At 58.6% G+C, this 13,181-nt stretch carries 10 protein-coding genes, 1 tRNA gene and 1 pseudogene; 3 read left to right on the top strand and 9 right to left on the bottom strand.

The window, feature by feature from the left end:
* Window positions 1-95: 95 nt before the first annotated feature.
* From HNQ72_RS14380 to HNQ72_RS14360, 5 genes and pseudogenes are all read right to left on the bottom strand, one after another.
* A complete protein-coding gene (locus HNQ72_RS14380) occupies window positions 96-602 on the bottom strand; it encodes an IS1 family transposase (RefSeq protein WP_183992861.1) in 507 nt (168 codons plus the stop codon).
* A 232-nt stretch (window positions 603-834) separates the two neighbouring features.
* Window positions 835-2,292, bottom strand: coding sequence for a tyrosine-type recombinase/integrase (locus HNQ72_RS14375; RefSeq protein ID WP_183992860.1), 1,458 nt, complete (start codon window positions 2,290-2,292; stop codon window positions 835-837).
* 89 nt (window positions 2,293-2,381) lie between these two features.
* Window positions 2,382-2,468, bottom strand: a tRNA-Leu gene (locus HNQ72_RS14370).
* Between the two features lie 92 nt (window positions 2,469-2,560).
* The gene (locus HNQ72_RS14365) at window positions 2,561-2,929 is read right to left on the bottom strand and encodes an Rdx family protein (protein WP_210319617.1); all 369 of its coding nucleotides are present in this window, start codon (window positions 2,927-2,929) and stop codon (window positions 2,561-2,563) included.
* 15 nt (window positions 2,930-2,944) lie between these two features.
* A pseudogene (locus HNQ72_RS14360) lies at window positions 2,945-3,775 on the bottom strand (NAD(P)-dependent oxidoreductase); the annotation flags it as partial.
* A gap of 148 nt (window positions 3,776-3,923) precedes the next feature.
* On the opposite strand from HNQ72_RS14360, the gene HNQ72_RS14355 reads away from it, so the two are divergent.
* Entirely contained in the window at window positions 3,924-4,229 is a 306-nt protein-coding gene (locus HNQ72_RS14355; RefSeq protein WP_183992859.1) for a hypothetical protein, read from the top strand.
* A gap of 108 nt (window positions 4,230-4,337) precedes the next feature.
* Here HNQ72_RS14355 and HNQ72_RS14350 read toward each other — a convergent pair whose 3' ends face one another.
* Window positions 4,338-6,110, bottom strand: coding sequence for a methyl-accepting chemotaxis protein (locus tag HNQ72_RS14350; RefSeq protein ID WP_183992858.1), 1,773 nt, complete (start codon window positions 6,108-6,110; stop codon window positions 4,338-4,340).
* A gap of 246 nt (window positions 6,111-6,356) precedes the next feature.
* On the opposite strand from HNQ72_RS14350, the gene HNQ72_RS14345 reads away from it, so the two are divergent.
* Window positions 6,357-6,596, top strand: coding sequence for a hypothetical protein (locus tag HNQ72_RS14345; RefSeq protein ID WP_183823737.1), 240 nt, complete (start codon window positions 6,357-6,359; stop codon window positions 6,594-6,596).
* A 90-nt stretch (window positions 6,597-6,686) separates the two neighbouring features.
* On the opposite strand, the gene HNQ72_RS14340 is transcribed toward HNQ72_RS14345, so the two are convergent.
* Window positions 6,687-9,623 carry a hybrid sensor histidine kinase/response regulator gene (locus HNQ72_RS14340; protein ID WP_183992857.1) on the bottom strand — a complete coding sequence of 979 codons (2,937 nt, stop codon included), beginning with the start codon at window positions 9,621-9,623 and terminating at the stop codon, window positions 6,687-6,689.
* 151 nt (window positions 9,624-9,774) lie between these two features.
* Window positions 9,775-10,710, bottom strand: coding sequence for an AEC family transporter (locus HNQ72_RS14335; protein WP_183992856.1), 936 nt, complete (start codon window positions 10,708-10,710; stop codon window positions 9,775-9,777).
* Between the two features lie 99 nt (window positions 10,711-10,809).
* Here HNQ72_RS14335 and HNQ72_RS14330 point away from each other — a divergent pair, with 99 nt between their 5' ends.
* A complete protein-coding gene (locus HNQ72_RS14330; RefSeq protein ID WP_183992855.1) occupies window positions 10,810-11,688 on the top strand; it encodes a LysR family transcriptional regulator in 879 nt (292 codons plus the stop codon).
* On the opposite strand, the gene HNQ72_RS14325 is transcribed toward HNQ72_RS14330, so the two are convergent.
* Window positions 11,685-13,031, bottom strand: coding sequence for an NAD(P)/FAD-dependent oxidoreductase (locus HNQ72_RS14325; RefSeq protein ID WP_183992854.1), 1,347 nt, complete (start codon window positions 13,029-13,031; stop codon window positions 11,685-11,687). The genes HNQ72_RS14330 and HNQ72_RS14325 overlap by 4 nt on opposite strands.
* Window positions 13,032-13,181 lie beyond the last annotated feature (150 nt).

Genomic DNA, 13,181 nt, shown 5'->3' with positions numbered 1-13,181 from the left:
TGGCAATCGCCGCCAGCCTTCTTCTTCTATATGTGAGGGGTAATTGGTGCCGTCTGCCATAAGTGGGCGGTAATCGACGGGGCGGCTACCACCGACTAGCCTGCGAAATTCGAGTGGGATGAATGCGCAGCCAGCCAGTCACGCAACTCGTTCCTAAAGGGCTCATCTCCGATTATGAACATGTCGAGGTACAAATCCGGTGCCAGCACATCGTAGAAGGGCTCTGGGTGGCGCTCGGTGATGTGTGCGTAGAGTTCCCAGGTGCGTATCAGAAGGCTCTCCAGCGTCTCGCCTCTACGGCTAGCATTGTTGACTGCGAACTCGGCCAAGGCTCTTATGAACCAAGGATGGTGTTCTTTCGCTTCCAGTATCCATCGGTCAACCCGGGCGATTTCTAACGCTGTTTCAGGTCCTTCACCCGCCCTCGCAAACATGATGTTGATAAGCTTGGAGGAGGGCGGCCAGCGATGCTTTGGCTCGTCCACGAAGTTCAAACTGCATGACCGGCAACGGAAACGCTGCATGTTCCGTACTCTGCCGTTCTTGACGAAGTCCTTGCCGCCACAGCGTGGGCAATAGGCATCTTGAGTTACGGAGGCCATAGGCATCAGTCGTTGACCCGAGGAGGGCGCGTGCGCCAGTTGCGGAGTTCACGGAGCAGCGAACTGACGGCCGCAATAAGCCCGGAGACGGCAACGACCGCAGCGGTGAACGAAAAAATGTCCAACTTCCTCTCCTTACGACAATGCTAACTGCCGTGAGGATAGGGCATATGGATGCCTGCTGAAATGGCGGTGAGAGGTCGAAAATAAAGAGATAGATGGGCTTGACGCGCTATCCAAGATGCCGGCCAGCGCTAGCTAGCTGTTCGGGCTGGCCCGATGACATGGCAGGTCCATCAACCAATCCAAACGCCTTCTTCATCGCTGCCGTCGTCACCACCAGCTTTGCCTGTTCGCCGCCATAGGTCCGGTTGCCGACCCCGCCAAGCGAGTGCCCTAGTATGATATTCTGGTCCAGTTCCGCCACCCCTGCGAGCAGCAGCCTGTCCTTCATGTTGTGACGTAGCGAGTGGACAACCAGCCGCGAGTTATCGGTGATCTCCCTCACGCGGTCCATGAGCGCCTTGGAGACGTTAGTGGGGCCGTTCTCGTCACTGTAACGGCTGAATACCATTGGTCCCGCATCAGCCGCAGCCAAGGCCTCAATCGCTGCTGCTAGGGCATCGCCGACTAGGGGGACGTGACGCTTCGATGTTTTCGTCTTGATGCGTCGATCCTCATGCCACGTGACCCGGACGTTTGGTGTATCGCCGATGATCGTCACATCATCCACCCGCAGGCCGGAGACCTCCGCCATTCGGCAGCCTGTTCCTTCGAGCAAGCGCCAGATGAGTTGGAGTTCAGGGTTTACGGTTGAGAGGATGTGGTTCCTGACCTCGATGAGCATATCTGCAGGGAACGGATGGCGCTTGTCGGCCTCGTTCTCTTCGTCGAGACCCGCTATGTCCAGCTTTCGGAACGGATTGTTGCAGCCGCCCAGCTCGAACTCGGTGATCGCATGGTTGATGATCGCCTTGACGACGTTCAACTCTCGGCGCACTGACGCCGGTGTCAAGCTGCCAAGGCCTAGCAGGTGATCTCTGACCTTGCGGGCATCGTCACGCGTGATCTTATCGACTTGAGGGGTCTTGCCCAACGCACGCTTCAGCCGCGAGATGACGCGCTCAACGCGCTGCGTGTTCTTCTTCACATCAAACGCGCTGCCAGCCACCTTGTCCTTCAGGTAGAGCTTAACCGCATCGTCCAGTGACGGGGCAGGTTTAGGCGGAGCCTTGGACATTAGAGACTGAATGAGGAACGCATCCGCCTTGTCGGTGATGATCGGGTTTCCCGTCTCCTCGTTATGTGGGTATCGAGCAGCAATGCCCTCGGCGATTATCTCGCGTTCGAAAACCTGCTCATCATCGCTGGCGACAGCTTCTGGATTATCGACACCCAACTCCCTCAGTCGGGTGAGAAGAATGTCATAGCGCTCGCGGTCGGAGAGTTCGGCGAAGGGAAGTTTGGCTTTTTCGGCGACCAGTGCTTTGCGGGCAAGGGCAAGCTCCTCTTCAAACCCTGCATGGATGCGAGGATAGGCTTTAAGGGCCTCTTTTTCGCTGTCACCGAGCGTGGCGATCAGCTCTTTCTTGCCCGCTATGGACTGGAGATCGTCGGGAACTCTGCGCCTATATCGGTACTGCCTTCGGCTCGCCGATGGCTCTTGGACGTACTTCAACACAAGCCCCATAATGTACCTTCCCTTGTACCGGTTTGTGTACCGGTGAGAAGGCTAACATCCTGAGAACATTGAAAATGTTCAACTTTAAACAATGGGAATGGTGCCCAGAAGAGGACTCGAACCTCCACATCCTTTCGGATACCAGCACCTGAAGCTGGCGCGTCTACCAATTCCGCCATCTGGGCGACGGAGAGCCATGTACGAGGGCCAGCCGATGAAGTCAACCGGGTTTTTGAAGTTTCTGTGTCAGTAGGCAAAAAACTTTTCGGCCGGTCGGCTAACCCACGGTCGGAACATCGGTTTTTGGCTCTTTTTCCACACCGTGGCGGTCCAGGTGACCGAGATCGCGTTCCGGTTCGATCACGTCGCGAACACGTTGTTTCAGTTCCTTGGGGCCGGGAAAGCCGCCGTCGCGTTTGCGCTCCCAAATGAGAGCGCCATCCAGCCTTATCTCGAACGCGCCACCGGTGCCGGGAATGAGGCCGACCTCTCCAAGTGAATCACCGAAAGTCTGCAGCAGCTCCTGTGCCATCCAGCCGGCCCGCAGCAGCCAGTTGCACTGGGTGCAATAGAGAATGGTGATGTGAGGCTTTCGATGCGGGGTGACCGCCGGGCCGGCGGAATGGTCCGCCGTGGCCTCGTCCAGCGCAAGCTTGACCATCGTCGCGAGGTCGGCTTCGGCATAGCCGGCCCTAGCGGCGCTTTCGAAGCTGGCAAGCGCCGCCTTCATCGCCGGGATGGCCACGTCGAGATGCGCGGCGTAATCGCGCACTACGCTGACATCCTTGACCACGCCGGACACCGGAAAGCCGACATGGTCGGTTTCGCCCAACACCACCGGCAGGCGGCCCTTCATGGCGGGGCTGGCAGCCGGGCTTCCGGACAGGACCTCGATCATCTTGTCGCGGGCAAGGCCGGCGCGTGCGCCGAGCTGCAGCGCCTCCTTGAGGCTTTCCCACAGGCCGGTCAGCATCATGTTGTTGATCAGCTTCGAGGCCGCGCCATGGCCGAGTGCGCCGATATGGTGGATACGGTCGGACAGCACCTCCGCCACCGGTAGGACGCGGCGATAGTCGTCCTCGCTGCCGCCGATGTAGAAACCGGCCTTTCCGGCAGTCAGCGTCTCCGGTCCGCCCGATATCGGTGCGTCCAGCAGGCGCCCGCCCTTGAGTTCCATTGCCGCCTGGTGGCTGCGCAGTGTCAGCGGGCTCACCGTGCTGGTATCGACGATCAGCTTGCCGGAAAGATCCATCGCCTCAAGCCTTTCGGCCATTGCATGCACCGCTGCATCGTCCAGAAGCGCAAGGATGATGATGTCGGAGGTTTCGACAAGCCCGGCAATATCGGCGGTTGCGGTCGCCGTTTCGGGAAAATCATCCGGAACGCCGCTGCGACTCCAGCCCGTAATCTCGAACCCGCAGGAGGCAAGCCGGGCCGCCATGGCGCGTCCCATGCGACCGAGACCGATAATGCCGATACGAGGTTTTGTCATGCGAAGTCTCCCGTCTTTTTCGCCAGCACAACCTTCCTAATCGGTCTTTTCGGCAAATGCCATTTTTATGCAGTTCGGCGCGAAATGCCCCGCTACGGAACAAATTCCGGTAACGCGCATTTTATTGGCTGGAATAGGAGGAAACGAAATGGCTTATGATCCCAATCCGAATGACAACCGTCCCGATCTGCGCACACCGCCCCCGGCGGCCCGTGGCAGCTCATCCTGGATGGGCTGGGTAGCAGTGCTCGCCGTGATCGTCGTGGGTGCATTCGTCTGGTCGCAAATGGGTAGTGCGCCCACCGATGCTACGACGACGTCCTCGACGACCCAGCCGGCAGCGCCGGCCGCTCCGGCCCCTGCAACGCCAGCCCCGGCAACGCCTGCGCCAGCAACGCCTGCGCCTGCTCCGGCAACACCGGCTCCTTCGGCTCCTGCGAATAACGGCGGCTGATAACCGTTTGCAGGCTGTTGATCAGATAAGAAAAAGCCGCCCTCTCATCGAGAGGGCGGCTTTTCGTATTAAATCAGCTGAGCGGCCTGTCACCGCATGACGCGTGGCTCAGAAATCTTCCCAGCCGGGTTCTACCGCCAGAGCAGCAGATCCCGCCGTGCGGAAATGGGCAGGGGTGCGGATCGGTTTTGCCGTGGATCGTATGGATTTGACTGGCGCTGACGGCGCAGAATGTGCGGATGCCTGACCGAAGCGGAACTGTTCGAGCAGCGAAAACAGTGCTTGTGATTCATGAGCGAGACTGCGACTTGCGGCAGTCTGTTGTTCTACCATCGCGGCATTCTGTTGTGTGCCCTGGTCAACCTCGTTGATCGCATGGTTGATGTTGCCGAGTGCGAGCGATTGTTCGCGGGAAGCATCAATGATGGCGAGAATGTCAGAATTGATCTGATGCACCTGTCCGCCAATTTCCTGCAGTGCTGTACCGGCCTTGCTAACGAGCTCGACGCCGCTTGCCACATGGTTGCCAGATGTCGTGATGAGTGCCTTGATCTCCTTGGCAGCGCCAGCCGAACGCTGTGCCAACTCACGCACCTCCTGTGCGACAACTGCAAAACCCTTGCCGGCTTCACCTGCACGGGCGGCCTCTACGCCGGCGTTGAGCGCGAGAAGATTGGTCTGGAAGGCGATCTCGTCGATAACGCCGATGATGTTGGAGATTTCGCGGGATGAGTTATCGATCGAGTCCATCGCCTTGATGGCCTCGCGAACGATCTCGCCTGAGCGTTCTGCATCGGCTTTGGCACGGTTGACGAGTGCGCCGGACTCTTCTGCACGCTTGCTGGAATCCTTGACCGTCGTGGTAATTTCTTCAAGAGCAGCAGCCGTTTCCTCAACGGAAGCCGCTTGACGTTCCGTTCGTTGCGCCAGATCGTCCGCTGCGACACGGACTTCGTTGGAGCTGGAAGCGATGGCTCGGGCGTTGTCAGCAACCGTTGCCATGGCTTCACGCAGCTTTGCGGATGCGATGTTGAAGTCGACGCGCAGCTTTTCCAGCGAGGCAATAAAAGGCGCATCGATCGTTTGCGAGAGGTCGCCATCCGCCATATTGGTCAGGCAGGAGGCCAGCCGTTCGACGTTTTCCACTCGTTGGGTCACGTCTGTTGCAAATTTTACAACCTTTATGACGCGCCCTGTATCATCGAATACGGGGTTGTAGGATGCCTGGATAAAGACATTGCGGCCACCCTTGCCGATACGGGTGAATTCGCCTGCAACGAACTCGCCCGAAAGCAGCCGCTCCCAGAACCGGGCATAGTCCGCCGACGCAGCATAGGCCTCATCGACAAACATGCGGTGATGCCGACCGACGATCTCGCTGAGGCCATAGCCGAGAGTCGACAGGAAATTCTCATTGGCACCTATGATCGTGCCATCTGTGTTGAATTCGATCGTTGCCTGCGCGCGGGATATGGCGTTGATTTTAGCCGCGCTGTCGAGGGCATGCAGTTTCGAATCGGTAATGTCATTGGCGAATTTGATGACTTTAATGACTTTTCCGCTGCTATTCTTGACCGGATTATAGTTGCCTCGGATGAAGACTTCCCTTCCACCTTTGGCAATCCGCTTGAAATCATTCGAGAAGAACTGGCCATTGCGTAACGCGCTCCAGAAGGCCGTGTAGTCCTTAGACTTTACGTAGTTCGCTTCGACAAAAAGGCTGTGATGTTTGCCGATGATTTCCTGTGGCTGATAGCCCATCAGATCGCAGAAATTCTTGTTGGCCTTGATGATGCGACCTTCAAGATCAAATTCGATGATCGCCATCGATAGATCGAGCGCATCAAGAACCCGGTCTGAACTGGATTGGAAAGAAAACATAGTTGACTATCCTCAACATAGGAGGTTGCGTTACTGCATAAATTGTAATCGATATATAATATCCGGGTTAACTTACTGATAATACAATAGGTTATTGGCACTACGAGAGGTTTTGTTTCGTTAAGGCGCTGCACGCAGGAGGTGTTTTCCTGACCCAAATTTTAACTATTCGTTAACCTTGTTGAGGGAGGCTTTTGCCAATCGTCTCTATGGCGGTTGGTTGAAATGATCGGCAAGGAGAAGAGCATGACGCTCCAGACGCTGCCCGGAAAGATCCTGGACAATGCCCATCACACGCTGCTTTTGATGCAGGAGGGCACTGCATTCCACGCTGTTTGTGTCGTGAATGACAGCCGCATCGGGAATGTCCGTTCGAAACTCTGCCTCATCGAAAAGATTGCAAGCCGCAAGCTCGATCACGGTGAAGTAGCGTTTGACGGCCGCGTATGGATTACCTCGTCCGATCTCCCGCGCCCCGGCCATTAGGTCTTTCCCGGTGAGATCCTATCATTCTGTGGGATTCAACGGGATTGGACGATCGGGTCGTCTGTTTCAGACAGGCCGAGGGGTCGGGAGTTACTGACTGGTCATGACGCTTTCGATCACCTTTGCAATATCGTGCTCATTATAGGGTTTGCGCAGCAGACCAGCCCGAGGTGGGGCTCCATCGGGCTTTTGATTCTCGCCGGTTGCGAAAATTACTGCGAGGCTCTGCTTGAGCTCTATCGCCTGTTTTACCAGTTCTCCGCCGCTTGTATCCGGCAGGCCGATATCCGTCAGCAGCAGATCGATCTCGGAACCCGCGAGCTCCTGAAGCGCTTCGTGTCCGTTAGAAGCCTCGATCACTTCGTGACCAAACTCCATAAGTATTTCGGCAGTATTGGACCGGATCAGAAAATCGTCTTCGACAAGCAGTATCCTCAGTGCCGGCAATGAACGGTAGCCGCCAGATTCCGAGACATCGGTTCTTGGAGATGCCGATTGTTCCACCTGCTTCTGATTGGCGATCACATGGCGGATGCGCCGCGCCAGCGCCTCTCGAGTATAGGGTTTCGATAGAAGCTCGACACCAACATCGAGAATGCCGCCATGCACGATCGAGTTTTCCGTATAACCCGAGGTGAACAGGACCGCGAGATTGGGTAAGCGCTCCTTGGCACGGCGCGCCATTTCCCGGCTCTTCAGCGGGCCGGGCATGACGACGTCGGTGAAGAGCACGTCGATTGGAATACCGCTCTCGACCACGTTGAGGCCAGCCTGAGCATCCTTGGCGGACAAGACCCGATAACCGAGATCGGTCAGCGTCTCGATAACGGTGGTGCGGACCTCCTCGTCATCCTCGACGACAAGCACGGTTTCGGTTCCGCCGACGACAGGGCCGGCCGGAACGACCACCTCGCGATCCTCGTCGGCAACCGAGCGGGGAAGATAGACCTTGACGGTCGTGCCCTGGCCGACTTCGCTGTAGATTTTCACATGGCCGCCGGATTGCTTGACGAAACCATAGACCATGGATAGGCCAAGCCCGGTTCCCTTGCCTTCCGGCTTGGTCGAGAAGAACGGCTCGAACACCTTTTCCAGAACTTCGGGCGTCATGCCCGAACCGGTATCGGTAACGGCGAGAAGGACATATTGCCCGGCTGCAACTTCCGCATGGGCGCGGGCATAGTCCTGATCCAGGAAGGCGTTACCCACTTCGATCGTCAGTTTACCCGAGCCTTCCATCGCGTCACGGGCATTGATCGCCAGGTTGAGCAATGCATTCTCCACCTGCGTCGGGTCGGCATAGGTGTTCCAGAGGCCACCGCTGGAGATCACCTCCACTTCCACGGCCTCTCCCAGAGAGCGCCGCAGAAGATCGTCCATGCCGGCGATGAAGCGGCCGATATTGATGACCCGCGGTTCCAGTGCTTGACGGCGGCCGAAGGCAAGCAACTGGCTGGCAAGCTTCGCACCGCGGTTGACGCCAGCCAGCGCATTTGAAACGCGCCGTTCGGCATTTTGGTTGCCGGCGATGTCCTTGGCGAGAAGCTGCAGATTGCCTGCCACGACCTGCAGCAGGTTGTTGAAGTCATGCGCCACGCCGCCGGTCAGCTGGCCGATCGATTCCATCTTCTGCGCCTGCTGCAGCGCACGTTCCGCCAACCGGCGTTCTGCGATTTCCGCCTCGACGCGGGCTTCTAGGCTTTCGTTCAACTGCTTGAGCTGTTCTTCCGCCCGCAACCGGTGGCGGATTTGCCGTTCCAGGCTGCTTGCATGCTCCTGCAGGCTTGCCTCGGCCGCGCGTTGTTCGGTGATGTCGGTATGGACGCCGACCCATTCCTCGATCTCGCCATCCGCGCCGATGATAGGCACACCGCGGATCGAGAAGGTGCGGTAGACGCCATCGTGGCGCAGAACCCTGTGTTCCCAGATATAGGTGGACCTGGCGGCAACTGCGGCCTGCCAGCTGGCCACGGAGCCTGCCCGGTCATCCGGATGCACCGCATTCGACCAGCCATACCCCTGATATTCCTCCGCCGATTGACCGGTAAGAGAGGCCCAGCCAGCCTGTTCTCCGAGCATGCGTCCGTCGGGCGTGTTCGTCCACAGCACGCCATGGATGGCGTTGACGGCGGCGCGGAAGCGGTCGTTGCTGCGGCGAAGCGCGGTTTCGGAACGCTTTCGGGCCTCGACATCAATGATCAGCACATAGATGCCGTCGATCTCGCCCTTGGGCGTGCGGCGCGGCACGTAGCGGACTTCCGCTGTGCGTTTTTCGCCATCGGGCCGGCGGATCACCGTGTCATTGATGATCGCCTCACCTGAAAAGGCCTTGTTTATGAACGGGACACGGCTCTTGTAATAATCCTGCCCGACAATGTCGGCGACATGTTTGCCGATCACGTCGGCGGCGGGAAGGCCGAACCATTCCCTGTAGCCTTCGTTGGCGAAACGGTAGGTATTGTCGCGATCGATGAAGCCGACGAGGATCGGCAGGGCGTTGGTCAGCTGGGAAAGCTCCTCCCGGCTTTCCGCCAGCGCATTGACGGCCTTCACCCTGTCGGTGTTCTCAAGCACGGTGCACAAAACACCGTCGACCTTGCCGCTTTCGGAATAGATCGGCGTGTAGAACAGATCGAAAATCACGTCTTCCGGAACGCCATGGCGATGCAATGTCATCGTCTGGTCGCGGAATGATTGCACTTCGCCGCGAAAGCCGGCTTCGAGAATTTTTCTGTTCCAGTCCCAGATCTCCGGCCAGATGCCGGGAACGGTGCCGCCGAGCGCGCGGGGATGATAACTGCCGGCGATTTCGATGTAACCGTCGTTGTAGATCATCACGTGGTCATCGCCCCACATAAGCACTTGCGGGATGGGCGAATTGACCATCGAATTGACCTTGATTCGCAGATGCTGCGGCCATTCGGAAATCGGTCCAAGCGAGGTCTGTGACCAGTCGAATGCGCGGACAAGTTCCCCCGCTTCGCCTCCGCCAATCGGCCAATGGGCGGATACGACCTGATAGTTCATGAATTCACCGAAACGTGGGAGTAGGACAAGCGCCGATTATATGGAGCAGCAGACCTGTTTTCCAAGAGGTTTCAAGCGCAATTACACGGTGATCGATGGACTGTAAGGTCGCTGAAAATATCGGTGGCGACACTTGCTGTCTTTATAGGCCTCAGGCGATCCACAGATAGGCCGAGATGGTCAGGATCGAGAGGGTGGTCGATAGCAGCACGACGCGTCCGGTTAGGCTTGCCTCCCTGTTGTAGAATTCCGCCAGCATGAATGGGCCGGTACCGGTCGGCAAGGTGGCGAGCAGGACTGCGACATGCACCGAGCCTGCAGGCAGGCCGAGCAGCGGCCCGGCAACCACCCAGGTGACGAGCGGATGGGCGATCAGTTTCAGCGCGACCAGAATGCCGGTGGTGGAAAGCCTGTTTGCCGCCGTCGCCGCCTGCGGACCGGCTAGGAAGAGGCCGAGGGCGATCAACGCGCAAGGAGAGGCTGCCCCTGAAAGAAGCTTGAGGAACGCGTGTACCGGTTGCGGCAGCCCCCAGCCGGATAGCATGAAGATGGCGCCGAGTACGGGTGCGACAAGCAGCGGGTTCTTGCAAAGCGAGGCGAAGGTCTTGAAGGCGATGTCGCGGTGGCGGGTCTCGGACTGCAGCCCGCCCTCGACAAGGATGATGGCGACGGCAAACAGGACGCAGACCGTGAGGATGGTCGCGATCAACGTTGGTGCCATGCCGCTATCGCCAACAAGCGACAGGACCAGCGGAAAGCCGACAAAACCTGTATTGGCGTAACTCGCATTCAGCGCATCGACCGCAGCATCTGCAAGATGCCGGCCCTTGGCCACTCGCCAGAACAACGTACCGACAAAGATGACCGCACAGCCGGCGCTGAAAGCGAGGATGAAACCGGGTTGCCAGATCTGGTCGATCTTTGCATTCGCCATGATGTCGAACAACAACGCCGGAAGGGCCAGATAGACGACCAATCGGTTGACCTCACGCGTCGCATTCGGCCCGAGTGCTCCGCTTTTCCGGGCAATCCAGCCGGCAAAAATTAGGGCAAATATGGGCAGGACGATCAAAAGGTTGGTCAGCATGTCGGCAGGCTCGAATTAGTGTTGCCCCGTTGCCTAACGCTATCGATCGATATAATCCAATGTCATTGAGGTGGCGAATTGATACTCTGGAGGTATCAAATGGATACGCGCCATATGCGCTATTTCGTGGCACTGGCGGAGACCCTTCATTTCAGCCAGGCAGCAGCCCGTATGAACATGAGCCAGCCGCCCTTCAGCCGACAGATTGCTGCAATTGAAAAGACGCTCGGCGTCCGGCTGTTCGAACGCAATTCCCGCAACGTCGTGCTGACGACGGCGGGCAAGCATTTCCTCAATGATTGCCGTTCGGTACTGGCCGGATTCGAGGCGGCGTGTCGTGATGTGCAGCTCGTTGCAAGCGGTGCAAAGGGCGAGTTGAAACTGGGTTTTACCATGTACGCGGCGCAGGGCATCGTGCCGAAACTTGTGCGTCTCCTCTCCGATGCCGCACCGGATGTGCGGCTCGTTCTCGAAGAAAGGTTGCCGAGCGATATTGATGAGCTTCTATTGGAATCGCGGCTGGATGCCGCAGTCACTCTTGGAAATCCGACAGCGCGACATCTGCAGACGCGGTTCCTTGCGCGTGATCGGCTTCGCCTGATCGTTCACGCTGATCACCCGCTGGCCTCGGCTGAACAGGTGGGGGCTCAGTCCTTGACGTCGGAAAGGCTGATCGCCGCTCCGGCATCGGTGGTACCTACATTGCGCTCGGCAATCGGAGCCTATTGTGCAGCAGGCGGTATCGTTCCACATTTCGCGCTGGAGCCACGCCTGCAGCACACGATCATAAGGTTGGTGGGAGAAGGGTTGGGTGTAGCTCTGATCCCGCAATCGCTTTGCAGCGATCTCGGCGAAACCATCGTCTCCCGCCCGCTGATCGATCCGCCCGAATTCGACGTCGTGCTCTGCGCTCCCACGGCATCGAGAAACCCGGCCGTCGGACGGCTTTTCGAGCTTGTGAAGCAATTGTCTTTCTAAAGCGCAGGCCCGAGCTTGACCGGACTGCCGTCGGAAAAACGCGACAGCCGGAACCGGCTCAGATCATGTCCGACGGCATTGCCGTTTATGAGATCGGCAACAACGCGGCCGATGCCGGGTCCGATACCGAAACCATGGCCGCTCATGCCGGTTGCGACGAACAGGCCGCCGATCGCCTCGACGCGATCGACCACCGGCACGACATCCGGCATCGCATCGATCATTCCTGCCCATGCGGTTTTCAGGCGCACCGGGCCAAGATCGGGGAAAAGCCGGGCGAACTCGCGCTCCACCGAACGCAGCCCCTTTTGCGAGGGAGCGGGGTTGAGGATGCGCATCCGCTCGAACGGACTGGTTTCGTCGGCCGTCCATGTTCTGCGCGTCGACCATGCATCGGGAAAGCCGGAGGGTGCCGCTGGCAGATAGCGAAGACCGAAAGGGTTATCGAGCAGTGCGGGCAGATATTTCACCGCGTGGCGGAAGGCGTCCGGTCCGACATAGAGCGCGCTGCCGCTGCCGGGAGCCAGCGTATAACCGCCATCCTGCCGACGACGGAAGGCGACGTGACTATCGACCGCAGCTCCCGCGTGAACCTCAGGCATCGGTTCGGTGGCCGCGACCGTGGAACGAACGCTGAGCTGCGGGATGGACACGCCATGCAAACGCAACAGCAGCGACGACCATGCGCCGCCGGCGACCAATACGCTGGAGGTTTCGATCAACCCGGTCTCGGTCCACACGCCGCTGATCCGGCCAGCGGAAATGTCGAGGCTGCGGGCAGCGCAGTTTTCAACGATCGTGGCACCCTTGCGAGCTGCGAGCCGCGCAAGCGCCGGCACCGCAAGCCAGGGTTCTGCCCGCATGTCCGAAGGTGTCGTCATCGCCCCATGGAACTTGCGCGCCATGCCAGGGATCAGCGTCGCCGTTTCGGCCGAACTCAAAAGCCGCGTATCGACATCATGCCGTGCGGCAATCGTCATGAAGTCATCGAAATCGGCCATCTCCTTGGCCGAATTGGCAAGATAAGTGACGCCGGTTTGCTCGAGGCCGATATCCTCGCCGCATTCTTCCGCAAGCTGTTTCCACAACCGGCAGGCTTCGATGACGATCGGTAGCTCGTCCGCATCGCGGCCCTGCTGGCGGATCCAGCCCCAGTTGCGCGAGGACTGCTCGGCCGCGATCCGGCCCTTTTCGACGAGCGTGACTGCCACGCCCTTTTCAGCAAGGTAAAGCGCCGTCGTGACCCCGATCACGCCACCACCGATGATCACCACATCCGCGCGTTTCGGCGCCGGACCTGGAAACTGGATCGGGTCACGTTCGGAAAAAGGGAAGTTCTGCAAGGGCGGCGGTCCTGATTGGCAGAGATTGAGACTATTAATCCCTAGCCAGTCGGGGAGAGGGGATCAAGAAGGCAAATCTGCCGGTGATACGCGCCCAAAGGCGGCGATTGCGCACACCATAACGGGCCGCTTGGATCCCTCGGTTGTTTC

This window comes from Aliirhizobium wenxiniae (genome assembly GCF_014201355.1).
In the GTDB taxonomy this organism is placed as follows: Bacteria; Pseudomonadota; Alphaproteobacteria; order Rhizobiales; family Rhizobiaceae; genus Neorhizobium; species Neorhizobium wenxiniae.
This window is presented reverse-complemented; position numbering and strand designations above follow the sequence as displayed.

Coding starts and splice junctions, on each gene's coding strand:
- HNQ72_RS14380 (WP_183992861.1), bottom strand. CDS start 602: ATGGCCTCCGTAACTCAAGATGCCTATTGCCCACGCTGTGGCGGCAAG.
- HNQ72_RS14375 (WP_183992860.1), bottom strand. CDS start 2,292: ATGGGGCTTGTGTTGAAGTACGTCCAAGAGCCATCGGCGAGCCGAAGG.
- HNQ72_RS14355 (WP_183992859.1), top strand. CDS start 3,924: ATGGCTTATGATCCCAATCCGAATGACAACCGTCCCGATCTGCGCACA.
- HNQ72_RS14350 (WP_183992858.1), bottom strand. CDS start 6,110: ATGTTTTCTTTCCAATCCAGTTCAGACCGGGTTCTTGATGCGCTCGAT.
- HNQ72_RS14345 (WP_183823737.1), top strand. CDS start 6,357: ATGACGCTCCAGACGCTGCCCGGAAAGATCCTGGACAATGCCCATCAC.
- HNQ72_RS14340 (WP_183992857.1), bottom strand. CDS start 9,623: ATGAACTATCAGGTCGTATCCGCCCATTGGCCGATTGGCGGAGGCGAA.
- HNQ72_RS14335 (WP_183992856.1), bottom strand. CDS start 10,710: ATGCTGACCAACCTTTTGATCGTCCTGCCCATATTTGCCCTAATTTTT.
- HNQ72_RS14330 (WP_183992855.1), top strand. CDS start 10,810: ATGGATACGCGCCATATGCGCTATTTCGTGGCACTGGCGGAGACCCTT.